22 protein-coding genes are annotated in these 21,775 nt (G+C 68.3%); 3 read left to right on the forward strand and 19 right to left on the reverse strand.

Annotated elements, in window-relative coordinates:
* Positions 1-40 precede the first annotated feature (40 nt).
* Positions 41-595 (forward strand): adenine phosphoribosyltransferase, encoded by a 555-nt coding sequence (locus MRB47_RS19380; protein WP_252101518.1) that lies wholly within the window; start codon positions 41-43, stop codon positions 593-595.
* 35 nt (positions 596-630) lie between these two features.
* Here the strand turns inward: MRB47_RS19380 and MRB47_RS19385 are convergent, their stop codons facing one another.
* From MRB47_RS19385 to MRB47_RS19400, 4 genes are all read right to left on the reverse strand, one after another.
* Positions 631-1,467: a hypothetical protein gene (locus MRB47_RS19385; protein WP_252101519.1), complete on the reverse strand. Its 837-nt coding sequence runs from the start codon at positions 1,465-1,467 to the stop codon at positions 631-633.
* 137 nt (positions 1,468-1,604) lie between these two features.
* On the reverse strand, positions 1,605-2,096 hold the full coding sequence (locus MRB47_RS19390) for a Crp/Fnr family transcriptional regulator (RefSeq protein WP_041839105.1): 492 nt from the start codon (positions 2,094-2,096) through the stop codon (positions 1,605-1,607).
* A gap of 87 nt (positions 2,097-2,183) precedes the next feature.
* Complete coding sequence (mnmE, locus tag MRB47_RS19395) at positions 2,184-3,587, reverse strand: tRNA uridine-5-carboxymethylaminomethyl(34) synthesis GTPase MnmE (RefSeq protein ID WP_252101520.1); 1,404 nt, start codon at positions 3,585-3,587, stop codon at positions 2,184-2,186.
* Between the two features lie 71 nt (positions 3,588-3,658).
* A complete protein-coding gene (locus MRB47_RS19400) occupies positions 3,659-4,546 on the reverse strand; it encodes an amino acid ABC transporter substrate-binding protein (RefSeq protein WP_252101521.1) in 888 nt (295 codons plus the stop codon).
* A gap of 256 nt (positions 4,547-4,802) precedes the next feature.
* Here MRB47_RS19400 and MRB47_RS19405 point away from each other — a divergent pair, with 256 nt between their 5' ends.
* Positions 4,803-6,008: a D-amino acid dehydrogenase gene (locus MRB47_RS19405; RefSeq protein ID WP_252101522.1), complete on the forward strand. Its 1,206-nt coding sequence runs from the start codon at positions 4,803-4,805 to the stop codon at positions 6,006-6,008.
* 3 nt (positions 6,009-6,011) lie between these two features.
* On the opposite strand, the gene MRB47_RS19410 is transcribed toward MRB47_RS19405, so the two are convergent.
* The 15 genes from MRB47_RS19410 to rpmH all read right to left on the reverse strand — a co-directional run bounded on the left by MRB47_RS19410 (position 6,012) and on the right by rpmH (position 21,543).
* Positions 6,012-6,917 carry a LysR substrate-binding domain-containing protein gene (locus tag MRB47_RS19410; RefSeq protein ID WP_252101523.1) on the reverse strand — a complete coding sequence of 302 codons (906 nt, stop codon included), beginning with the start codon at positions 6,915-6,917 and terminating at the stop codon, positions 6,012-6,014.
* 53 nt (positions 6,918-6,970) lie between these two features.
* Positions 6,971-7,717, reverse strand: a complete 747-nt coding sequence (locus MRB47_RS19415) for an aspartate/glutamate racemase family protein (RefSeq protein ID WP_252101524.1) — start codon at positions 7,715-7,717, stop codon at positions 6,971-6,973.
* Positions 7,714-8,532, reverse strand: a complete 819-nt coding sequence (locus MRB47_RS19420) for a M55 family metallopeptidase (protein ID WP_252101525.1) — start codon at positions 8,530-8,532, stop codon at positions 7,714-7,716. The genes MRB47_RS19415 and MRB47_RS19420 overlap by 4 nt, the downstream gene beginning before the upstream one ends.
* Positions 8,533-8,593: 61 nt before the next feature.
* Entirely contained in the window at positions 8,594-9,631 is a 1,038-nt protein-coding gene (locus tag MRB47_RS19425) for a P1 family peptidase (protein WP_252101526.1), read from the reverse strand.
* Positions 9,628-10,533 carry a glutathione ABC transporter permease GsiD gene (gsiD, locus tag MRB47_RS19430; protein WP_252101527.1) on the reverse strand — a complete coding sequence of 302 codons (906 nt, stop codon included), beginning with the start codon at positions 10,531-10,533 and terminating at the stop codon, positions 9,628-9,630. The genes MRB47_RS19425 and gsiD overlap by 4 nt, the downstream gene beginning before the upstream one ends.
* Positions 10,534-10,540: 7 nt before the next feature.
* Positions 10,541-11,461, reverse strand: coding sequence for a glutathione ABC transporter permease GsiC (gene gsiC / locus MRB47_RS19435; RefSeq protein ID WP_252101528.1), 921 nt, complete (start codon positions 11,459-11,461; stop codon positions 10,541-10,543).
* 87 nt (positions 11,462-11,548) lie between these two features.
* The gene (gene gsiB, locus MRB47_RS19440; protein WP_252101529.1) at positions 11,549-13,093 is read right to left on the reverse strand and encodes a glutathione ABC transporter substrate-binding protein GsiB; all 1,545 of its coding nucleotides are present in this window, start codon (positions 13,091-13,093) and stop codon (positions 11,549-11,551) included.
* 92 nt (positions 13,094-13,185) lie between these two features.
* Positions 13,186-15,060, reverse strand: coding sequence for a dipeptide ABC transporter ATP-binding protein (locus MRB47_RS19445; protein WP_252101530.1), 1,875 nt, complete (start codon positions 15,058-15,060; stop codon positions 13,186-13,188).
* 16 nt (positions 15,061-15,076) lie between these two features.
* The gene (locus MRB47_RS19450) at positions 15,077-16,075 is read right to left on the reverse strand and encodes an isoaspartyl peptidase/L-asparaginase family protein (protein ID WP_252101531.1); all 999 of its coding nucleotides are present in this window, start codon (positions 16,073-16,075) and stop codon (positions 15,077-15,079) included.
* Positions 16,072-16,983: a MurR/RpiR family transcriptional regulator gene (locus MRB47_RS19455; protein WP_252101532.1), complete on the reverse strand. Its 912-nt coding sequence runs from the start codon at positions 16,981-16,983 to the stop codon at positions 16,072-16,074. Before MRB47_RS19455 ends, MRB47_RS19450 begins: the two co-directional genes overlap by 4 nt.
* Before the next feature lie 165 nt (positions 16,984-17,148).
* Positions 17,149-18,735, reverse strand: coding sequence for an ABC transporter substrate-binding protein (locus MRB47_RS19460; RefSeq protein WP_252101533.1), 1,587 nt, complete (start codon positions 18,733-18,735; stop codon positions 17,149-17,151).
* Positions 18,736-18,865: 130 nt separating this feature from the next.
* Positions 18,866-20,575 carry a membrane protein insertase YidC gene (gene yidC, locus MRB47_RS19465; RefSeq protein WP_123675437.1) on the reverse strand — a complete coding sequence of 570 codons (1,710 nt, stop codon included), beginning with the start codon at positions 20,573-20,575 and terminating at the stop codon, positions 18,866-18,868.
* Positions 20,572-20,868 carry a membrane protein insertion efficiency factor YidD gene (yidD, locus tag MRB47_RS19470; RefSeq protein ID WP_011807217.1) on the reverse strand — a complete coding sequence of 99 codons (297 nt, stop codon included), beginning with the start codon at positions 20,866-20,868 and terminating at the stop codon, positions 20,572-20,574. Before yidD ends, yidC begins: the two co-directional genes overlap by 4 nt.
* On the reverse strand, positions 20,865-21,338 hold the full coding sequence (locus tag MRB47_RS19475) for a ribonuclease P protein component (RefSeq protein WP_011807218.1): 474 nt from the start codon (positions 21,336-21,338) through the stop codon (positions 20,865-20,867). The genes yidD and MRB47_RS19475 overlap by 4 nt, the downstream gene beginning before the upstream one ends.
* Before the next feature lie 70 nt (positions 21,339-21,408).
* Positions 21,409-21,543, reverse strand: a complete 135-nt coding sequence (gene rpmH, locus MRB47_RS19480) for a 50S ribosomal protein L34 (protein ID WP_005798102.1) — start codon at positions 21,541-21,543, stop codon at positions 21,409-21,411.
* Between rpmH and MRB47_RS19485 the strand changes: the two genes are divergently transcribed.
* Complete coding sequence (locus MRB47_RS19485; protein WP_252101534.1) at positions 21,542-21,766, forward strand: hypothetical protein; 225 nt, start codon at positions 21,542-21,544, stop codon at positions 21,764-21,766. The two genes, rpmH and MRB47_RS19485, sit on opposite strands and share 2 nt — an antisense overlap.
* Positions 21,767-21,775 lie beyond the last annotated feature (9 nt).

Genomic DNA, 21,775 nt, shown 5'->3' on the forward strand with positions numbered 1-21,775 from the left:
GGGTCTGCACATCCGAATCGTTCTCTCTTTTGCCCCACCCATGACAGCCCTTAGCGTCAACGACTACCTGCGCCAGCACATCCGCACCGTCCCTGACTGGCCGGCGCCGGGGGTGCAGTTCCGCGACATCACGCCCCTGCTACAAAACCCCAAAGTGTTCCGCGTGCTGATCGACGCCTTCGTGCACCGCTACATGGACCGCGTGCTGCGCCCCGACGTGGTGGCCGGACTGGACGCCCGCGGCTTCATCCTGGGCGCGGTGGTGGCCTATGAGTTGAATGTGGGCTTCGTTCCCATCCGCAAGAAGGGCAAGCTGCCTTTCACCACCGTCGAGGAAACCTACGAACTCGAGTACGGCAGCGCGACCGTGGAGCTGCACGCGGACGCGGTCCAGCCCGGCGACCGGGTGCTGCTGATCGACGACCTGATCGCCACCGGCGGCACGATGATGGCCGGCAAGAAACTGCTGGAAAAACTGGGCGCGACCGTCATGGAGGGCGCCGCCATCGTGGATTTGCCGGAACTCGGCGGCTCGGCACGCCTGCGTGCCAGCGGACTGCCGCTGTACACGCTGGTGGACTTCAGCGGCCACTAGACCGCTGGGCTGCTGCAGTCCCCGCAGCCGGTTCTTCAGCGCAGGTCGCCGTATTGCGTGGAGCTGAGGTCGGACGACCGGCCGTCCTGCCCCGGCATGACAGTGTCCTCGAACCCCGTGGGCGCGGGGCTTGGCGGCAGCAGCGGGCCGCTGCGCGTGGTAACACCCAGAGCCGGCGCGGCCGCGGGTGCACGCGCCACAGCGCTGGTGTGCGCCTGCTTGAACGCCGCCACCTCGTCGGCCTCGATGGGCTCGAACCGCGGCGCCGCGCGCGCGGGCGCGGGTGGCACCAGCGGCGCTGGACGCGAGGGTAGTGCCGCTCCCTGCGACGCGGCAGCCGCGGGCCGGGGCGTCCCCGAAATGATGGGCGATGCGGGGGCGGCAGAAGCCTGCGGCGCGGGCGCCTGGGCCGGGGTGCGCACCTGCACGCCCGTGCTGATCTGGTCGTTGGTGCGCCAATACACGGCAGTCACCAGGATGTCGAAACGAGAACGGGCGGTCTGCGTCACCAGGGTTTCGATTTCGCCCAGCCGCGCCATGTCCCGCCCGTACTCCGGCGCCAAGTCCATCATCACCAGGAACTGCGCCCCACGCTGGTCCAGCGACAGCACCTTGAACTTGTACCCCGCCGACAGCACGCCGGCACGCACCATGGCGTCACGCACCACGGTGTACAGCAGCTCGCGGCGCTCCATGCGTTCGTTCTTGCGGCCTGTGGCGGGCTCGGGGGCCGCGGCGGGTTGGGGCTCCAGCAGGGGTTTGCCTGCGCGCGCCGGGGCCGCGCCGTTGGTCTGGGCAGCAGCGGCGGGTGCCGGGCGCGCACGCGCGACCGGAGGCTTGGATTTGCGGGTGAACCAGCTGAACAATGACATGCTTGCCTTCGCGAAGAAGCGCTTAAAAAACGTCGGCAAGTGTACTGCGCGCGCCTCGGCCGAGGCGTGACAGTTGCAGGATCGGCCGCGCCGCGATGGGCGCTGTGGTCACAAAGCGTGGCGCTCGCGCGCCGCGCTCAGGTCGCCGCGATGCGGCGGCGGCGGTTGCCCAGGCGCTTGGCCAGCACGGCGCCGGCCGCCATCGCCAAGTGCAGCGCTACCGCCGGTTGGCGATTGCAAAGTTCCGTAAAGCGCAGAGCCGGCAGGCTCCACAGCTTGCTCGGTGCGCCCGCCTGCACCGTGGCGCTGCGGGGCTGATGGGAAAAGAACGCCCCCTCGCCCACCATCGAGCCGGGGCCGACGATGGCCAGGCGCAGCCGCTGCTTCTCGTCCTCGAAGTGCACGCTGAGCGAGCCGCTTTCCACCAGGTACAAGGTGCGGTCGTTGGTGCCCTTGGCAAACAGCACCTGTCCCGAGGGGATGCTGATGGGCAACAGGTAGGCGGACAGCCAATCCCACTGCTCGGCGGTGAGCACGTTGTTCATGCTGTCGTCCGCCGTCGCGTGGGTGATGGCCTGGATCAGACCCGAAAGGTCGACTTTAGAGGAGGGAGCGGTGATGGCATTCATCGGGCGCGAACGGTAACGCGCCGCCGTCATCTGCACAAGCACTCATTACCCTTACTTACACATGGCGTTGCGCGCCCGCCGCGCCGGCTATTTGCCGATGCAGAAGCTGGAGAAGATGACACCGAGCAGATCGTCGGACGTGAACTCGCCCGTGATGGTGTTGAGGGCGTTTTGCGCCAGGCGCAGCTCCTCGGCCAGCAGGTCCAGCGCCGGCCCGTCGCTTTCCAGCTGCGCGGCCGCCTCCATGAGGTGGGCGTCCACGGCGCGCAAGGCTTCGATGTGGCGCGCGCGGGCGATGTACACGCCCTCCGCAGCCGACTGCCAACCCGCGATTTGCAGCAATTGCCGCCGCAGCGTATCCAGCCCCTGGCCGGTGCGCGCGGACAGCAGCACCGCCTGGCTCTCACCCTCGCGCGCAGGCGCCGCCGCCTGCGGGGCGGCGTCGGCCTTGTTCCAGACGTCGACCACCGGCACGCCCGCGGGCAGCCGGTTGGAGAGCGTGTGCGCAATGGCGGCGTCGTCGTCCTGGTATTGCGCACTGCCCCAGCGCGTGAGGTCGTGCAGGAACAGCACCGCGTCGGCGCCCGCGATCTCGTCCCAGGCGCGGGCGATGCCGATGCGCTCGACCTCGTCGTCGCTTTCGCGCAGGCCCGCCGTGTCGATCACGTGCAGCGGCACGCCCTCGATCTGGATGGTCTGCTGCACCTTGTCGCGCGTGGTGCCGGCGATCGGCGTGACGATGGCCAGTTCCGCCCCTGCCAGCGCGTTCAGCAGCGAGCTCTTGCCCGCGTTAGGCTGCCCGGCGATCACCACCTTAATGCCCTCGCGCAGCAACGCGCCTTGGCCGGCACGCTGCATCACGCGGGCCAGCGATTGCTGCAAATTCGATAGCTGCCCGCGCGCGTCTGCCTTGCGCAGGAAGTCGATTTCCTCTTCAGGAAAGTCCAGGGTGGCCTCCACCAGCATGCGCAGGTGCACCAGCGCGTCACGCAGCGTGTGGATCTCGCGCGAGAAGTCGCCCGACAGCGAACGGCTGGCGCCGCGCGCGGCCGCCTCGGTGCTGGCGTCGATCAGGTCGGCGATCGCCTCGGCCTGGGCCAGGTCGATCTTGTTGTTGAGGAAGGCGCGCTCGGTGAACTCGCCGGGCTCGGCCAGCCGCAGGCGGTCCAGCACGCCGCCCGTGGCCGCCTCCAGGCAGCGCGCCAGCAGCAGCTGCAGCACCACGGGGCCGCCATGGGCCTGCAGCTCCAGCACGTCCTCGCCGGTGTAGCTGTGCGGCGCGGGAAAGTACAGCGCCAGGCCCTGGTCTATGGGTTGGCCGGCGGCGTCGGGAAAGGGCAGGTAATGTGCCTGGCGCGGCTGCAGGGTGCGCCCCAGCAGGCCCTGCACGAAGGCGGCCAGACCCCGGCCCGACACGCGCACGATGCCCACGGCCCCGCGCCCGGGGGCGGTGGCGATGGCGGCGATGGGGTCTTGGTGGCGAGCGAGCATGGGCGGTTCTTTCAACAGAGGGGCAGCGCGCATTATTCACGCTGGGCCGCCCCGCAGCAGCCCGTGCGCACTCACATGGCAGGCCTGTCGCTTTGCGCCGCGAGGTTGTCCCTGAGCTCCTGGCTCATGGGCAGGCCTATGACCTGGTTCTTCGGCGGGATGGGCGCGGTGAACCACTTGGCATACAGCCTTTCAAACTCGCCCGACTTCATCATGCCGCCGATCACGCCGTTGACGAGCTTCTGGAACTGCGGGTCGTCCTTGCGCATCATGCAGGCATAGGGCTCGACCTGCAGCGCATCGCCCACCACGTCCCAGTCGGCCGGATTGCGCGCGTTGTTCTTCAGGCCGAACTGCAGGATGTCGTCCATGGCGAAGGCCTCGGCGCGGCCGGCGTCGACGAGCAGCATGGCGTCGTCATGGTCCTTGCCGAGCACGATGTCGAAGTCCAGGTTGTTGTCCTTGCTGTACTTGCGTATCACCTGGGCGTTGGTGGTGCCGGTGGTGCTGGCGACCTTCTTCTTCGCCAGGTCGGCCCAGTTCTTGATGCCGGCATTCTTCTTCACCAGCAGGCGCGTGCCGGTGTAGAAGTAGTTGATGGCGAATTGCACGTCCTTGCCGCGCACCGTGTTGTTCGTGGTCGACCCGCACTCAATGTCTATGGTGCCGTTTTGCAGCAGCGGTATGCGGTTCTGCGAGGTCACGGCCTGCAGGTCCACCTTCAGGGCCGGCTTGTTCAGCTCCTTCTTCACGGCATCGACGATGGCATTGCTGATCTCCACCGAGAAGCCCACGGGCCCGCCCGAGCCCGCGAGGTAGCTGAACGGCACCGAGGCCTCGCGGTAGGCCACGGTGATCTTGCCCATGTCGGCGACCTTCTTGAGGGTGTCGGCCTGGGCGGCGGTACCGGCCAGTGCGCAGGCAGCCAGTGCTGCGGCGAGGATGGTGGTGGGTTTCATGGTGTCTCCTTTGCTTTATCGAGGTAGTGGTTTGTCACGACAGGTCACGGCGCTACTGTAGGAAGCATGCAGCCACTTGAACAATGCCGTTCATGGTAGGGGGTATGCACAAAAGTCATGCACTGCCGCCGCGAGCCCTGAACCGGGGGCGGGGCCGGGGCATAACTTTCCGTCATGTCCCGCGCCTGGATTGGCATTGTTCAATTGCCGGCGCCCGCCCTACATTGGGGCAATCCGCAATCTGCCAAAGTTCGCAATGCATGTATGTGTCATGGGCGCGGGCATCGTGGGCCTGGCGACGGCCTACGAACTCCAGCGCCGGGGATTTCAGGTCACAGTCGTCGATCAGGCCCATCCCGGCGCGGGGACCAGCGGGGGCAATGGCGCGCAGCTGAGCTACAGCTACGTACAGCCCCTGGCCGACCCCGGCATCTGGGCACAGCTGCCCAAGCTGGTGCTGGCGCCCGACTCGCCGCTCAAGCTGCGCCCGCGGTGGGACCCACATCAGTGGCGCTGGGGGCTGGATTTCCTGCGCGCCTGCAACCGCCGCACCTCCGAGCACGGCACGGCCACGCTGCTGGCCCTGGCGGCGCGCAGCCGCCAGGGCTTCGAGCAGATGCTGGCCACTGAACAGCTGTCCTGCGACTTTTCGCGTACCGGCAAGCTGGTGCTGTATGCGAGCCAGGCCGCGCTCGACGACGCCAAGCGCCAGCTGGAGCTGCAGCGCGCCTGGGGCTGCGAGCAGGAGGCCGTCACCCCGGCGCGCTGCGCGCAGATCGAGCCCGCGCTCGCGCACTACGCGGCGCGGATCGCGGGTGCCATTCACACGCCCGGCGAATGCGCGGCCGACTGCCTGCAGGTCTGCCAGGGGTTGCATGCCCGGCTGCAGGCGCGCGGCGTGCGCTTCGTGCTGGGCAGCAGGATCACGGCGCTCACGCAGTCGGCGGGCCGCATCGCCGCGGCGCAGACCGACGCGGGCGCCATCGAGGCCAACGCCTTCGTGCTGGCGCTGGGCAGCGGCAGCCACGCGCTGGCGCGCAGCCTGGGGTTGGCGCTGCCGGTCTATCCGCTCAAGGGCTACAGCATCACCTTCGACGCCGCCTCCGAACCCGGCGCGGCGCCCCAGGTGAGCGTGACCGATGCCGCACGCAAGGTGGTGTTCGCGCGCCTGGGAGGACGCCTGCGCGTGGCCGGCATGGCCGAGCTCGTGGGTTACGGTCTGGACATACCGCAGGCGCGCATAGACAGCCTGTGCGCGGCCACGCGCGCCCTGTTTCCGCACAGCGGCATGCAGCGCCAGCTGCAGCCCTGGGCCGGCCTGCGCCCGGCCACGCCCACCGGCCTGCCCATCGTGGGGCGCCACGCGCGCGGCCCCGCCAACCTGCTGCTCAACACCGGGCATGGGGCGCTGGGCTTCACGCTGGCCTTTGGCACGGCAGCGGCCGTGGCCGATGCTGTGTGAGGCTCAAGTCCCCAGCGACTGCGCCACCACCATGCGCATGCAGCCCAACATGGCGTCGGCCAGCAACGACGCCGGGCGGTGCGCCGGACGCAGCGCCTGCACAGGCACGGCAATGGGTGGCTGCACGGCCAGCACATCGACCTTGTCGCGTTCGGCCGATACGGCCGTGCAGGCATCGACCAGGACCACGGCCTGGCCGTGGTGGGCCAGCGCCAGCCCGGCGTGGTAGGTCTGCACCGTGTACAAGGCCTGCAGGCTCACCTCGGCCTGCCTGCAGGCATGGTTCACCAGGGTGCCTATGGGGTCGCTGGCCGCCAGGCGCACCAGGGGCAGGGCCGCCAGGTCGGGCAGCGCGAGGCTGCCGCCCGCCACCAGCGCCGCAGGCAGCATGCCGCGCGGCGCCACGCACAGCATGTGCGCATCGGCCAGGTGTTCCTGCACCAGCGAAGGGTGGGCGGCGGCAGTGAAGACGAAGCCCAGGTCCGCCTCCTGGCGCAGCAGCGCGGCAACGATCTGCGGCGAATGCAGTGCATCGATGGTCACGGCCACGCCCGGATACCGGGCGCGGAAGGCGCGCAACGCGCGCGGCAACAGCTCGACGCTAAGGGCGAATACGGTGAGGATGCGCAGTTCGTCGCAGCGCTGCGGGTTCTTCAGGCTGGCTGCCAGGCGCTGCACCTCATCGAGCTGGGCGAACAGCTGCTGCACCTGCGGGTACAGGGTCTGCGCCTCCTGGGTGGGCACGAGCCGGCCCTTGACGCGCTGGAACAGCGCGAACCCGAGCTGCAGCTCGGCATGGGCCAGGATGCGGCTGACGGCCGGCTGGGTGACGTTCATCAGGCGCGCCGCCGCGCTCACGCTGCCCGTGAGCATGACGGCGTTGAAGACTTCGATGTGGCGCAGGCGCATGGGGCATCACCATGCCCGCTGCAAGGCCGCGGCGCAAGAGGGGGCACGCGCCATCAGGCGCCGTAGGCGCGGCGCGCCAGCGCCCGCGCCAGGATGTCCGCGGGATCGATCAGCGTCCAGCCCTGCGCCGCGCGCGCCTGCGGCAGGGCCAGCGGGATCTCGGTGCAGGCCATGGCCAGAGCGATGTCGCCATGCTCGGCACGCAGCTGCTCGCCCACGGCGACAAAGCGCTGCTGCGCCAGCGCCAGGTCACCGGCCTTGACCCCGTCATAGATGCCCTGCATCAGCCAATGCCGCGCCTGCGCGTCGGGCAGCACGCAGCCGATGCCTTCTGCCGCGAAGGCCTGCTCGTACAGACCGATGCGGTAGCTGCCCTCGGTGGCCAGCAGGGCCACGCGCGTGAGACCCCGGGCGCGCAGCGCGGCCGCGGTCTCACGCGGCATGTGCAGCAGCTCGACCTGGGGCACGCGCTGCTGCAGGGCCGCATGCCAGGCATGGGCGGTGTTGCAGGGCATGGCCACGGCGCGCGCGCCCAGGCCGGCCAGTTGCGCCAGGCCCTGCGCCATGGCGTCGAGCGGCTGGGGCGCCGCGCCGTCGGTCAGCGCGCGCGTGCGGTCGGCAATCGGCAGCTGCGCCATCCAGTGCGCGGGATAGGCCTGGTCGCACACGGCCTGGCCGTGGCCGCGCAGCCAGTCCTCGCAGGCGGCGACGAACAGGCGCGCGAAATCCACGCCCGCGGCCGGGCCCATGCCGGCGAGGATGCCGACGGTGTGAGGAGTAGGTGGAGTGGTAGCGTTCATCGGAGCATGCTGGACATGGCAGAAAGACCGTTGAGCATGCGCACCGCGCTCTCGGTATCCGGTGCGTTGAAGCGCAGCGCGTCGCCCGCCAGGCGCTCCAGCGTGGGCCATTGGCAGAACAGGTCGGCCAGGGCGACGGTCTGCGTCTGCAGATCGACGACTATGGGGCCGGCCATGGTCAGCGGCGCCGCGCCGGGCGCCTGCGCCACGGCCTGGGCCACGCCCGCGCGGATGGCGGCGCAGGCGGCCTCGGGCGACAGGCTCACGCCGCTGTGCGCGCCCTGGGCCTGCTTGACCTGGATGAAGCGCGTGGCGGGCAGCAGCGCCTGGTGCTCGGCGATGAGCTGGTCGTCGCCCGAGGCGGCGATCACCGGCACGCCGTACTGGCCGGCCAGCAGCCCGTAGATGCCCAGTTCGCCCAGCTCCTGGCCGTTGAAGGCGATGCGCGCAAAGGCAAAGCTGTTGATGGTGTGTGCCAGGATGCCGCGCCCCTGGGCGCGCCCGTGGTAGCCGATGCAGACCATGCCGGCCACGCCCAGCTCCACGCCGCTGGCCATGCTCAGGTAGCGCGGCTTGCCCTGGATGGCCTGGGCGCGCGCATCCAGCAGGTCCGGCGGCAGGTTGCGAAAGCCGCCGTGCGAGTCGTTCACGTAGACCGTGCTGGCGCCGGCGTCGAAGGCGCCGGCGATCGCCGCATTCGCCTCGGCCGCCATCAGGCGGCGCGCGCGTTCGTACTCGGGGTTGCCGGCACGTGTCTGCTCGGGGTGGTAGACCCCGGCCACGCCCTCGATATCCACGGAAATCAGGATCTTCATGGCATTCCTTGAATTCAAGATCAAAATGGCATGAAACGCTTGCTGTATCTGCGCAAGAAGCTCATTTATTCATAGCTTGCAGCAGCGGGCGCAGCGCCTCGCGGCGATGGCCGTCGCGCCCGGTCACGGCCTCGGCATGCCAGAGCGCATGCACGATGGCCTGTTCCACGCTGTCGGCGCCGGCCTGGAACAGGGGGTCGAGCAGCGCCTCGTGCACCAGGGCCACGGCGGGCATGGGCGCGCCGGGCTGCTGCGGCAGGGTGTAGGCGCTGGAGAACGCCAGCGCAATGTCGCCGCTGCCATGGCCGTAGACCGAGCCGGTGCGCGCCAGGCCCGCCGCGGCGCGCAGCGCCAGGCGCCGCAGCTGGCGCGCGTCCAGCGGCGCATCGGTGGCCAGCACCATGATGATCGAGCCCTTCTCGGCCTCTATCTGCGCCTGCTGCGCCGCCGCCAGGCGCCGGCCCAGGGGGGCGCCGTCCCAGAGCAGATTGGCCTGCACGCCGTAATTGGCCAGCACCAGCGCGCCCACGGTGTACTGCGCACCGCTGGTCAAGGCGGCCCGGCGCGAGGCCGTGCCTATGCCGCCCTTCAATTGAAAGCTCGACATGCCGCGCCCCGCGCCCACTGCGCCCTGCGCCACCTCGGCATCCGCGCCGGCACAGGCGGCGTCGTAATGCGCCGCCGTGACGGCCATGCGCTGGATGTCGTTGAGATAGCCGTCGTTGCACTCCAGCACCAGCGGGTTCACCGTGGACCAGGCGCGCCCGACCTCGGGGTTGGCGGCGATGCAGCGCGCGATCTGCGCCTGGGCCACGGCGGGCACGGAAAAGGTGTTGGTCAGCGCGATCGGCGTCTCCAGCTGGCCCAGCTCTTCCAGCTGCAGCAGGCCCAGGCTCTTGCCGAAGCCGTTGATGACGGCGGCGGCGGCGGGCGCCTTGTGCAGGAACGGATCGCGCGCATGCGGGTGGATCACGGTCACGCCGGTCTGCACCGCGCCGTCTGCCAGCGTGGCATGGCCGACGGTGACCCCGGCCACGTCGGTGATGGCATCGCGCGCGCCGCTTTCAAGGCGGCCGATGCGGGGGGGCTGGTCCATCATGTCTGGCGGTCGATCTTGGGGTCGAGCGCGTCGCGCAGGCCGTCGCCCAGCAGGTTGAAGGCCAGCACGGTGAGGAAGATCGCCAGGCTGGGGAACAGCGCCACATGCGGCGCGTTCACCATGTCGGCACGCGCCTCGTTGAGCATGGCGCCCCATTCGGGCGTGGGCGGCTGCGCGCCCATGCCCAGGAACGAGAGACTCGCGGCGGTGATGATGGAGGTGCCCACGCGCATCGTGAAGTAGACGACGATGGACGAGATCGTGCCCGGCAGGATGTGGCGCGTGATGATGGTGAAGTCGCTCGCGCCAATGCTCTGCGCCGACTCGATGTAGGTCATGTGCTTGAGCACCAGGGTGTTGCCGCGCACCAGGCGCGCAAACGCCGGCACGCTGAACACCGCCACGGCGACGATGACGTTGGTCATGCTGCTGCCCAGGATGGCCACCACGCCCAGCGCCAGCAGGATGCCGGGGAAGGCGAACAGCACGTCGGAGATGCGCATCACGATGCGGTCCCACCAGCCCTCGTAATAGCCCGCCAGCAGGCCGAGCGTGGTGCCGATGAGGCAGCCTATGGCCACCGACAGGAAGCCCGCCGCGAGCGAGATGCGCGCGCCCATCAGGATGCGGCTGAAGATGTCGCGCCCCAGCGGATCGACGCCGAACCAGTGCATGGCCGACGGCCCCTCGTTCAGGCGGTCGTAATCGAAGAAGTTCTCGGCGTCGAACGGCGACAGCCAGGGCGCGAGCACGGCCACGGCCACGAGCAGCAGCACGAACACCAGGGCCACGACGGCCACATGCTGCTTCTTGAACTTGCGCCAGAACTCGCGCCAGGGCGTGCGGATGGCGGGTGCATTGTTGGTGGCGACGGCCACGGGTGCGGAAGAGATCGTGCTCATGCGCGGCTCACTTGTAGCGAATGGTGGGGTTGATGAAGCCATAGGCCATGTCCACCAGCAGGTTGATCAGAATGAACTCCAGCGAGAACAGCAGCACCAGCGTCTGGATCACGGGGTAGTCGCGCATGTTCACGGCGTCCACCAGCAGGCGCCCCAGGCCGGGCCAGTTGAACACCGCCTCGACGACGATGGAGCCGCCGAGCAGGAAGCCGAACTGCAGGCCCATCATGGTGATCACCGGGATCAGGGCGTTGCGCAGGCAGTGCTTGAGCACCACCACGCGCTCGTTCAGGCCCTTGGCACGCGCGGTGCGCACGAAGTCCTCCTGCACCACCTCGACGAAGGAGGCGCGCGTGAAGCGCGCCATCACCGCCGCCACGGCCGCGCCCAGAGTCAGCGAGGGCAGCACGTAGTGGCGCCAGGTGTCGGCGCCCACGGTGGGCAGCCAGCCCAGCTGCACCGAGAAAACCTGCATCAGCATCATGCCCAGCGCGAACGCCGGAAACGAGATGCCCGAGACCGCCAGCGTCATGCCCAATCGATCGGGCCACTGGTTGCGGTACACGGCCGAGACGATGCCTATGCCCATGCCGAAGATGACCGACCAGGCCATGCTGGAGAGGGTGAGCAGCAGCGTGGGCATGAAGCGCTCGCCGATCTCGGCCGCCACCGGGCGGCGCGTGCGCATCGAGGTGCCGAAGTCGCCCTGCACCATGCGCGAGAAGAAATGCACGAACTGCTCGGGCAGCGGCCGGTCCAGGCCCAGGTCCTTGCGCACCAGCTGCACCGTGGCCTCGTCGGCATCGGGGCCCGCAGCCAGGCGCGCGGGGTCGCCGGGCAGCATGTGCACGAACAGGAACACCAGGACGGCCACGATGAGCAGCGTGGGCAGCAGGCCCAGCAGGCGTTTGAGGAAGTAGTTCAGCATGGGTTGCGCTGCCCGCGGCAGCCAATCTTGCGATTCAAAAAGGAGTTGCCGCCCGGCCACCGGGGCCGGGCGGCAAGGCGCCGGGGCTTATTTCAGCGCGATCTCGCCACTGTTGATGTTGCCGTCGGGCATGGCGTAGACGCCCGACAGGCGCTTGGCATGCGCATACAGGCCCTCGTCGGTGACCAGCGGAATGCGCGGCAAGTCCTGCATCAGCTGCTCCTGCGCGGTCTTGTACAGGTTGGCGCGCTCGGTGCTGTCGGTGGTCACCAAGGCCTTGGCGATGGCGTCATCCACCACCTTGTTGCTGTAGAAGGACATGTTGTTGAGCTTGGGCGCCTGGGCTTCGGTGGCGAACAGCGGGCGCAGCGCCCAGTCGGCCTCACCCGTGGAAGACGACCAGCCGGTGTAGTACAGACGCACCTTGGAGGTCTTGGGGTCGGGCCAGGCGTCCACCCACTCGGTGCGCTGGCCCACTTCGAGGGCCTGCACCTGCAGCTTGATGCCCACCTGCTGCAGCTGCTGCTGCACCAGCTGCAGCACCTTCTGCGTGGTGGTGTTGTTGTAGGCGCCCCAGAGCGTGGACTCGAAACCGTTGGGGTAGCCGGCCTCCTTCAGCAGCTCGCGCGCCTTCTGCGGGTTGTAGGGGATGGGGTCCATCTTCACCGCGTACTGGATGCCCTGGGGCACGATGCCCTGGGCCGGGAAGGCGTAGCCGCCGAAGGCCACCTTGGCAATGGCTTCCTTGTTCACCGCGTAGGCGATGGCCTGGCGCACCTTGGGGTTGTCATAGGGCTTCTGCAGCACGTTCATGGCCAGGAAGCGCACGATGATCGACGGCGTGCTCACCACCTCGATCTTGTCGTTCTTCTTCAGATTGGCCGCCTGCTCGTAGGGCAGGGGGTAGACGAAGTCGGCCTCGCCGGTCTGCACCATGGCGGCGCGCGTGGCGTTCTCCAGCACCGGCTTCCAGCTCACCTGGTCCACCTTGGGGTAGCCCTTCTTCCAGTAGCCGGCGAACTTCTTGCCGACGATGGCCTCGGTCTGCTTCCACTCGACGAACTCGAATGGACCCGTGCCCACGGGGTGGAAGGCGATGTCCTTGTTGCCCCATTTCTGCAGCGCGGCGGGCGAGATCATCGCCGCCGAGGCGTGCGCCAGCGAGTTGATGAAGGGCGCGAAGGGCTCCTTCAGCGTGACGCGCAGGGTCTGCGGGTTCACGGCCTCGACCTTGGCGATGCGGTTGAACTGCGTGGCGCGCAGCAGGCGGTTCTCGGGATTCATGACGCGGTCGAGGTTGGCCTTGGCCGCGGCGGCATTGAAGTCGGTGCCATCGTGGAACTTTACGCCTTGGCGCAGCTTGAAGGTGTAGACCAGGCCGTCCTTGGACATCTCGTAGCTCTCGGCCAGCACGTTTTTGACCTTCAGGTCCTTGTCGAACTCGAACAGGCCTTCGTAAAAGGTCTTGGTCACGGCCGTGGTCAGCGTGGTGTTGGTGTTGTAGGGGTCCAGCGTCTCGGGCTGACCGCCAATGGCCAGCACGGCATTGCCGGCAGCCAGCGCGCCCGTGGATGCGGCCGCGATGGCCAGGGCCAGCAGGCTGCGGCGGAAGGTGACAGAGGTCTTTTGCATGGGAGGTCTCCGGGTGGGTGTAAGAACGGTAAATACTATAAAAACAATAGCTTATTGCGCTTATTCATCGCGCTTTACAGCCGGTTTCAACATCAAACCACCGGCGGTGCGACGAAATGCCCCGGGCCGACCTGCTGCAGCGGCGGCACCACGGGCTCGTCGCCCACGGCGCGGATCGGGCTGGGGATCTCGCCCTCCAGCAGCACGCGCTTCAGGTGCCGGCGCGCCGGGTCGGCGATGGGCACGGCGGACATCAGCTTCTTGGTGTAGGAATGCTGGGGGTTTTCGAAAATGGCGCGGCGCGGCCCGATCTCGACGATGCGGCCCAGGTACATCACGGCCACGCGGTGGCTGATGCGCTCGACCACGGCCATGTCGTGCGAGATGAACAAAAAGGCCACGCCCAGCTCGCGCTGCAGGTCCAGCATCAGGTTCACGATCTGCGCCTGGATGGACACGTCGAGCGCCGACACCGATTCGTCGGCGACGACAACCTTGGGGTTCAGTGCCAGCGCGCGCGCAATCGCTATGCGCTGGCGCTGGCCGCCCGAGAACTCATGCGGGTAGCGCTGGCCATGCTCGCGCGGCAGGCCCACCTTCTCCAGCAGCCAGTCGACGCGCGCCTGGGCCTGCTCGCGCGTGCCAACCTTGTGCACCAGCAGCGGCTCCATGATGGAAAAGCCCACCGTCAGGCGCGGGTCCAGCGAGGCGAACGGGTCCTGGAAGATGAACTGGATGTCGCGGCGCAGCGCCTGCACCTGGCTGCGCGGCAGCTCGAGGATGTTGCGCCCGCCAAACTCGATGGCGCCGCTCTGGCTCTCCACCAGGCGCAGCAGCGAGCGGCCGGTGGTCGACTTGCCGCAGCCCGACTCGCCCACCAGCGCCAGGGTCTCGCCCGGGTACAGGTCGAAGCTGACCTGCTCCACGGCATGCACGCGGCGCGTGACGCGGTTCAAGAGGCCCGAGCGCAGGTCGAAGCGCGTGACCAGGTTCTTCACGCGCAGTATGGGCTGGGCATCGGCGGGGCGGGTGTCAACGGGCGAGGACTGGCCGGTGAGCATGCTGCCGTCGGGGCGCAGCAGGTCGAACTGGCGCGGCAGGTCCGTGCCCTGCATGGCTCCGAGCTTGGGCACCGCCGACAGCAGCGCACGCGTGTAGGCATGCTGGGGCGCGGCGAACACCTGGTCCGAGGAGCCCTCCTCCACCTTGTCGCCGCGGTACATGACGAGCACGCGGTCGGCCACCTCGGCGACCACGCCCATGTCATGGGTGATGAAGATCACGCCCATGTGCATCTCGTCCTGCAGCTGGCGGATCAGCTGCAGGATCTGCGCCTGGATGGTCACGTCCAGCGCCGTGGTCGGCTCGTCGGCGATCAAGAGCTGCGGCTTGCACGACAGCGCCATGGCGATCATCACGCGCTGGCGCATGCCACCCGAGAGCTGGTGCGGGAAGCGGTCCAGCACATTCTTCGCCTCGGGGATGCGCACCAGCTCCAGCATGCGCAGCGCCTCGGCGCGCGCGCCGGCGCGGTCCATGCCCTGGTGCACGCGGATGGATTCGGCGATCTGCTCACCGGCCGTGAACACCGGGTTCAGCGAGGTCATGGGCTCCTGGAAGATCATGGCCACGTCGGCGCCGCGCACCTCGCGCATCTGCGCCTGCGTCGCCCGGGCCACGTCCAGCACCTGGCCGCCGCGCCGGCGCAGCAGCGCCGAGCCGCCCACGATCTTGCCGCCGCCATGCTCGACCAGGCGCATCAGCGCCAGCGAGGTGACGGACTTGCCCGAGCCCGACTCGCCGACGATGGCCAGGGTCTCGCCACGATCGACGTGGAAGGACAGCTTGCGCACGGCATCGACAATGCGCTCGGAGCTGGTGAAACGCACGCTCAGGTCGTGCACGGCCAGCACACGCTGCTCGGGCAGCGCCAGCGACGTGGCGGCGTTGGGGGATTGGTTCGTCATGGCAGGGCAGCCCCGGTCAGCGGTAGATGAAGGTTTCGGGCGCCTGGCCCACGCGCGCCAGGCCGCGGTACATGCCCTCGGTGTTGAAGGGCAGGCAGACATTGCCCTGGCGGTCCACGGCGATCAACCCGCCGGTGCCGCCGATGGCGGCCAGCGCCTGGTGCACCACGGCCTCGCTCGCCTCGTGCAGCGTGGCGCCGGCGTAGGCCATGCGCGCGCAGACATCGTGCGCCGCGGCCACGCGGATGAAGCTCTCGCCATGGCCGGTGCAGGAGACGGCGGCCGTGCGGTCATCGGCATAGGTGCCGGCGCCGGTCAGCGGGCTGTCGCCCACGCGGCCCGGGCGCTTGTTGGTCAAGCCGCCGGTGGAGGTGGCGGCCGCCAGGTGGCCCCGGGCATCGAGCGCCACCGCGCCCACGGTGCCCATCTTGCGGCCCTCGTGCAGCGGCCCCTCCGGGGTGCGCGCGGCCAGGGCCGCGGCGCCGTCATGGTCCAGCACCGCGCCCGCGGCCTTGGCCTGGGCCGCGCGCAGCTGGGCCAGGCGCGCCTCGGTGGAAAAGTAGTCGGGCGCCACCATGGCCAGACCCGCCGATTGCGCCAGGCGCTCGGCAGCCGTGCCTATCATCAGCACATGCTGGCCGTCCTGTTGCACCGCGCGCGCGGCCAGCACCGGGTTGCGCACGCGGCTCACGCCGGCCACGGCACCGGCGGCCAGGGTGGCACCGTCCATCACGGCGGCGTCCAGCTCGTGCGTGGCATCGGCCGTGAACACCGCGCCATGGCCGGCGTTGAACAGCGGGCAGTCCTCGAGCGCCTGCACGGCCACGCACACGGCGTCGAGCGCCGAGCCGCCGCGCGCCAGCACGGCCTGGCCGGCGCACAGCACCTCCTGCAGCGCCGCATGGTAGGCACGCTCCTGCTCGGGGCTGATGTGGCTGCGCGTGAGCGTGCCGGCGCCGCCATGGATGGCGATGACGGGCGTGACGGAAGATGCGGTATGGGGCATGGTCTTCATTCGCAAGCGTTGTGGGCGGCGGCGCGGCCCGCGCCGTGCAGCCAGGGCAGCACGGCCTCGGTCATGCGCGCGGCGTTCTGCAGCGTGCCGCGCGTGTGCAGCGCCACGGCGCTGACCAGGGCCTCGATCAGCGCCAGCACCGTGGTTTCGGAATTCGCCGCGTGGTAGCTCTCGGTCTTGGCGAACAGGCAGTGGCGCGCCAGCGGCGCCAGCGGCGAATGCGGGCCGTCGGTCAGGGCCAGAATGGGCACGCCGCGCTCGTGCGCCGCGCGCGTCAGGGCCACGGTATCGCGCAGGTAGCGCGGAAAGCTGATGGCGATGAGCAGGTCCTGCGCCGCCATGCGCGGCAGCTGGCGCGCGCCGTCGGTGGCGCCGGCGACGGTGGCAAGCAGGTGCACGCTGTCGCAATGCATGTCCAGGCCGCGCGCCAGCATGCCGGCGAGCCAGCCCGAGGCGCCATAGCCCAGCACATAGATGCGCCGCGCCGCGGCGATGGCCTGCACCGCGGCCTCACAGGCCGCGGGCTCGAGCGCGGCGCGCGTGGCGGCAATGTTGTTCTGGCTCTCGTCAAGCACGGCCAGGAAGGCATCGTGCGCGCTGCCGGGCTTTTCCAGGCGCACGCGCATCTTCTCCACCGGCGCCAGCATGGCCTCGAAGCCCTTGACCAGCTCGGCGCGCAGCATGGGGTAGCCGTCCAGGCCGATGGCGCGCGCGAAGCGGTTCGCCGTGGCCACGGACACGCCCACCGCCGCCGCCAGCTCATCGATGGGCATGGTGGCGGCCTGCAAGGGGTGCTTGAGCACATAGTCCGCAATCTGCTGGTGCGACGGCGTGAGCTGCATCCGCGCCTGTGTGATGCGCGCAGTGATCGAAACCGGCGGCGGGCTGGCGTGCACGGGTTTGGACATGGTGGGCGGACGCTGTAATGATAAAAAATTTGCAGAGGCGGATATTAAAGAAAAATTTCTATCATTCAAGCGGCTGACAACCCGCAAAACCTAGCGAAAACCCTTGCTCCCGATTCGACAGCCAAAAAAAAGCCCGCGGAGCGGGCCTTGGCAGGTGGGACGGATTTACTTGATGGTCGTCCAGATCGGCATAGGCCGGTCATCCGCGCGGTGCACGGTATCCACGTTCTTGCGCATGGCCCAGGGCCGGATCTGGTGGTGCAGCGGCAGGTAGTAGTACTCGTCCTTGGTCAGCTTGAGCGCGTCGTTCAGCAGGGCGTCGCGCTTGGGCAAATCCATCTCGACCTTGATCTGCTGGATCATGGCGTCGAGCTTGGGGTCGCTGAAACGACCGCCGTTGTACACGCCGGCAGCGGTCTTACCGTCCTTGGTAGACATCAGCGAGTCCAGCGAATACAGCGCGTCGAACGTGGCCACGCCCCAGCCGAACAGGTAGGCGCTCACGTCGTTGTTCATCACGCGGGTGACGAACTGCGCCATGGGCGCGGTTTGCAGGTTGGTCTTGACGCCGATGCGCGTCCACATGGCGGTGACGGCCTGGCAGATGGCCTCGTCATTCACGTAGCGGTCATTCGGGCAGTCGAGCTTGAGCGAGAAGCCGTTCGGGTAGCCGGCGTCGGCCAGCAGCTTCTTGGCGGCCTCCACGTCGTACTTGGCGGCACGCTCGTTCAGTTGCTTGGTCCAGCCATGCACCATGGGAGCGATCATGGTGCCCGCAGGCACCGACAGGTTGCGCATGGTGCGGCTGTGCAGGCCCGCAGAGTCGATGGCCTGGTACAGCGCCTGGCGCACGCGCTTGTCCTTGAGCGGGTTCTTGCCGGCCGTGCCGGCGCCGGGCAGCTCGTCGCGGAACTGGTCCAGGCCCAGGTAGATGGTGCGGTTCTCGGCCCCTTCGATGAGCTTGATGTCGGGGTTGGCCTTCATGCGCGCCAGGTCCTGCGGCGGCGGATCGACCACGAAGTCCACCTGCCCCGAGATCAGCGCGGCCGAGCGCGTGGCGGCCGACTTGATGGGGGTGAACACCACCTCGTCGATGTTGCCCTTGGGCTTGTCCCACCAGTTGGGGTTCTTCTTGAGCGTGACCTTCACGTCCGGCTGCCAGCCCACCATGACGAAGGGGCCCGTGCCGTTGGCGTTGCGCGAGGCGTAGTTCTCTTCCTTGCCCGCGTAATCTTGCGACTTCACAGAGTTGTGCTTCTCGGCCCAGGCCTTGTTCATGATGCGCGCCTCGGTCAGCTCGCGCAGCAGGATGGGATTGGGGCCCTTGAGGAACACGTCCACCGTGTGCTCGTCCACCTTATTGACTTCCTTGACGCTCTGCACCGCGGACATCATGTTGGACGGCGCCGTGCCGGCACGCGTGAGCGAGAACACCACGTCATCGGCCGTGAATGGCGCACCATCATGGAATTTCACGCCCTTGCGCAGTTCAAAACGCACCTGTGTGGGGGAGACCTGCGTCCACTTGGTGGCCAGCGCGGGCTCGATCTGGTACTTGTCGTCATAGCGCACCAGGCTCTCGTACACCTGCTGCAGGAAGGCGTGCGTGGTCTGGTGGTTCTGCGCGTGGGGGTCCACGGTGAGGATGTCGTTGGCGCCGGCCCAGCGCATGGTGGCGGCGTGGGCGGTGCCCATGGCCACGAGCACGGCGGCCCCCAGCAAGCCCAGTTTGAAGGTGGTACGTTGAATCATCCGTCTGGCTCCTGTGTGTTGATGGTTACTACCGGATCACGTAGTAGCAATCATCGTACCGAAAACAACAACGGCCGCTGAGCGGCCGTTGCAGGGAGCAGGGGATTGCGGCCGGGAAGGCCGCGCTCCGTCAGCGGAACTTGGGCAGGTTGAACTGCGGCGGCACGCCCATGCGGGTGTTGATGATCCACTGCTGCGCGATCGACAGGATGTTGTTCGTCAGCCAGTACAGCACCAGGCCGGCCGGGAAGAAGAAGAACATCACGCTGAACATCAGCGGCATCAGCCACATCATCTTGGCCTGCATCGGGTCCGGCGGCGCGGGGTTCAGCGCCGTCTGCAGCAGCGACGAGAGCGTCATCAGGAGCGGCAGGATGAAGAATGGGTCGGGCGAGGACAGGTCCTTGATCCAGCCGATCCACGGCGCATTGCGCATCTCCACGCTGGACAGCAGCACCCAGTACAGCGCAATGAACACCGGGATCTGGATCATGATGGGCAGGCAGCCGCCCATGGGGTTGACCTTCTCCTCGCGGTAGATGCGCATCATCTCCTGCTGCATCTGCTGGGGCTTGTCCTTCAGGCGCTCGCGCATTTCCATGATGCGCGGGTTGATGGCCTTCATCTTGGCCATGCTGGCGTAGGCCTTGGCGTTGAGCCAGTAGAACGCAATCTTCAGCAGGAACACCAGCGCCACGATGGACCAGCCCCAGTTGGCGATCACCTTGTGCAACTGGTCCAGCAGCCAGTACAGCGGCTTGGCCAGGATGGTGAGCCAGCCATAGTCCTTGACCAGCTCTAGGCCCGGGGCCAGCTTTTCCAGCAGCGTCTCGATCTGCGGGCCGGCGAACAGGCGCGCGTCCACGGCCTTCGACTGGCCGGGGGCGATCTCGCCCAGCGGCGTGATCATGCCCACCGAGTACAGGTTGGTGTCCACCTTGCGCACGAAGTTGTCGCGCTGCACGCCGTCGCCCAGCAGCCACGCGGTGGCGAAGTAGTGCTGCACCATGGCCACGTAGCCGTTGCTGGAAGACTTGTCGATCTCGGCCTTGCCGTTCTCGATGTCCTTGAACTCCACCTTGTGGTACTTCTTCGCCTCGGTGTACACGGCCGGACCGGTGAACGTGGAGTAGAACGACGACTCGCCCGCCGGCTTGTTGCCATCGCGCGCCAACTGCAGGTACAGCTGGGGCGATACCGGGGCCGTGCCCGTGTTGACCACCTCATGCTTCACGGCCACGTCGTAGGCGCCGCGCTTGAGCGTCCAGGTCTTGACCAGCTTCACGCCGCCCATGTCGGCCGACTCGAAACGCACGGTCAGCTCGTTCTGGCCGTCCTGCAGTTCGCGCGGACCGGGCACGACCGCCATGGGGGTCTTGTGCGTGGGGAAGGCGCCGCCGGCACCGTTGCCGATGAGGCCCGTCTGCGCGACATAAACACGCGAAGCGCTCTCGTCCAGCAGCAGGAAGGGCTTGGTCTTGTCCTCCATCTCGGGATATTGCAGCAGCTCTCCGTGGACCAGCGAACCGCCTTCGGAGTCAAAGCTCAGGCGCAGCACGTCGGTGCTCACCGTCACACGCTCGCGCGGGATGGCGGCAGGCGGCACGCTGGCGCCTGCGGGCGGCTGCGGCGCCGCGCCCGGCGTGGCGCTGGCGGCGGCCACCGGCACGTCGGCAGCGCCAGCGCCGGAGGCCGCTACCGCGGGCGTGCTGGCCGTCTGCGCCGGCGGCGTGGGGAAGAAGGTGGCCTTGTTGCCGTTGTGGATCTGCCACTTGTCCCACAGCAGAACCATGGAAAAGCCAAAGATCACCCACAGGATGGTGCGGCGGATGTCGTTCATGAAGTCTTCTTACGTGAGGAAGAGGGAGTGTCGTCGGAAGGCGTGAGCCGTGAAAACAGGCGCATGCCGCGCGGCAGCTCCTGCGGCACGGGGTCCAGCCCGCCCTCGCACCAGGGATGGCAGCGCGCCAGGCGGCGCACGGTCAGGTAGCTGCCGGCCGCGGCACCATGTTGCTCCAGCGCCTGCAGAGAGTACACCGAGCAGGTGGGCTCGAAGCGACAGGCCGACCCGATCCAGGGACTTAGCAGCAGCCGGTAGCCGCGCACCAGCCCCATGAGCAGCGCGCGCATCATGGTCGCGCCCCTGTCGCGGCCACCCTACTGCGGCGTTCGGCCGCGGCAAAGAGCTGTTCCAGTTCGGCGCGCACGGCTTGCTTCAAAGCCTCGGAGGTGGCGCTCACGAACTGCTTGCGATCAAAGCCCATGCGCAGGCGCACCACGTGCGCGCCGCTGGGCATGCGCGCCTCGAACCCGCTGGCCACGGCATAGATCTGGCGCTTGATGGTGTTGCGCGTGACTGCGCGGCGGGCCCAGCGCTTGGGCACCATGGCGCCCAGCCACACGCCGCCCGCCTGCCCCCCCACAAGAAACAGGGCCTGCGATCCCTGCGCCTGCGGCGAGGAATCGGGCCCTGTGGCTGGCGGAACTCCATCGGTTGCCACCGGCGGCAAACCCAGCCGGTGCAATGCGAAGTGCGCCGTGCGGGAGACGGTGCCTCCCGCCATGGCTGCCTGAAACTGGGGGCGCGTTTTCAGCCGATGCATGGGTGCAGCGTCCCCGGCAGGGAACTGGCGGTGCAAACCCGTAAGCGGCCGAAAGCCGAGCGGCCCGGCCTCAGACGGCCAGACGCTTGCGGCCCTTGGCGCGGCGAGCGTTGATGACGGCACGGCCGCCGCGCGTCTTCATGCGCACGAGGAAGCCATGGGTGCGCGCACGGCGCGTCTTGGAGGGCTGGTAAGTACGTTTCATGTTCTCGATCCTTGAAGGTTCAGTTACGGGCGCGGCTTCGATCGGCAACACCCGCCGGGCCTGCTGCATCCTGCATGGAATGCGCGAAAAGCAGCCGCCCGGGCTTGATCACCCTGAACACCATTCAGGGAAACCGCGGATTATTGCAGGCTCGGTGAATCCTGGCAATGCCTGGGGCGTATCGGCCCACTTCGCGGCCTACTTCGCGATCCGGTGCATGTAGGGCCGCGCA

The sequence above is a fragment of the Diaphorobacter sp. LI3 genome (assembly GCF_022807955.1).
Classification (GTDB): domain Bacteria; phylum Pseudomonadota; class Gammaproteobacteria; order Burkholderiales; family Burkholderiaceae_C; genus Diaphorobacter; species Diaphorobacter nitroreducens.

Coding starts and splice junctions, on each gene's coding strand:
- MRB47_RS19380 (WP_252101518.1), top strand. CDS start 41: ATGACAGCCCTTAGCGTCAACGACTACCTGCGCCAGCACATCCGCACC.
- MRB47_RS19385 (WP_252101519.1), bottom strand. CDS start 1,467: ATGTCATTGTTCAGCTGGTTCACCCGCAAATCCAAGCCTCCGGTCGCG.
- MRB47_RS19390 (WP_041839105.1), bottom strand. CDS start 2,096: ATGAATGCCATCACCGCTCCCTCCTCTAAAGTCGACCTTTCGGGTCTG.
- mnmE (WP_252101520.1), bottom strand. CDS start 3,587: ATGCTCGCTCGCCACCAAGACCCCATCGCCGCCATCGCCACCGCCCCC.
- MRB47_RS19400 (WP_252101521.1), bottom strand. CDS start 4,546: ATGAAACCCACCACCATCCTCGCCGCAGCACTGGCTGCCTGCGCACTG.
- MRB47_RS19405 (WP_252101522.1), top strand. CDS start 4,803: ATGCATGTATGTGTCATGGGCGCGGGCATCGTGGGCCTGGCGACGGCC.
- MRB47_RS19410 (WP_252101523.1), bottom strand. CDS start 6,917: ATGCGCCTGCGCCACATCGAAGTCTTCAACGCCGTCATGCTCACGGGC.
- MRB47_RS19415 (WP_252101524.1), bottom strand. CDS start 7,717: ATGAACGCTACCACTCCACCTACTCCTCACACCGTCGGCATCCTCGCC.
- MRB47_RS19420 (WP_252101525.1), bottom strand. CDS start 8,532: ATGAAGATCCTGATTTCCGTGGATATCGAGGGCGTGGCCGGGGTCTAC.
- MRB47_RS19425 (WP_252101526.1), bottom strand. CDS start 9,631: ATGATGGACCAGCCCCCCCGCATCGGCCGCCTTGAAAGCGGCGCGCGC.
- gsiD (WP_252101527.1), bottom strand. CDS start 10,533: ATGAGCACGATCTCTTCCGCACCCGTGGCCGTCGCCACCAACAATGCA.
- gsiC (WP_252101528.1), bottom strand. CDS start 11,461: ATGCTGAACTACTTCCTCAAACGCCTGCTGGGCCTGCTGCCCACGCTG.
- gsiB (WP_252101529.1), bottom strand. CDS start 13,093: ATGCAAAAGACCTCTGTCACCTTCCGCCGCAGCCTGCTGGCCCTGGCC.
- MRB47_RS19445 (WP_252101530.1), bottom strand. CDS start 15,060: ATGACGAACCAATCCCCCAACGCCGCCACGTCGCTGGCGCTGCCCGAG.
- MRB47_RS19450 (WP_252101531.1), bottom strand. CDS start 16,075: ATGAAGACCATGCCCCATACCGCATCTTCCGTCACGCCCGTCATCGCC.
- MRB47_RS19455 (WP_252101532.1), bottom strand. CDS start 16,983: ATGTCCAAACCCGTGCACGCCAGCCCGCCGCCGGTTTCGATCACTGCG.
- MRB47_RS19460 (WP_252101533.1), bottom strand. CDS start 18,735: ATGATTCAACGTACCACCTTCAAACTGGGCTTGCTGGGGGCCGCCGTG.
- yidC (WP_123675437.1), bottom strand. CDS start 20,575: ATGAACGACATCCGCCGCACCATCCTGTGGGTGATCTTTGGCTTTTCC.
- yidD (WP_011807217.1), bottom strand. CDS start 20,868: ATGATGCGCGCGCTGCTCATGGGGCTGGTGCGCGGCTACCGGCTGCTG.
- MRB47_RS19475 (WP_011807218.1), bottom strand. CDS start 21,338: ATGCATCGGCTGAAAACGCGCCCCCAGTTTCAGGCAGCCATGGCGGGA.
- MRB47_RS19485 (WP_252101534.1), top strand. CDS start 21,542: ATGTTCTCGATCCTTGAAGGTTCAGTTACGGGCGCGGCTTCGATCGGC.
- rpmH (WP_005798102.1), bottom strand. CDS start 21,543: ATGAAACGTACTTACCAGCCCTCCAAGACGCGCCGTGCGCGCACCCAT.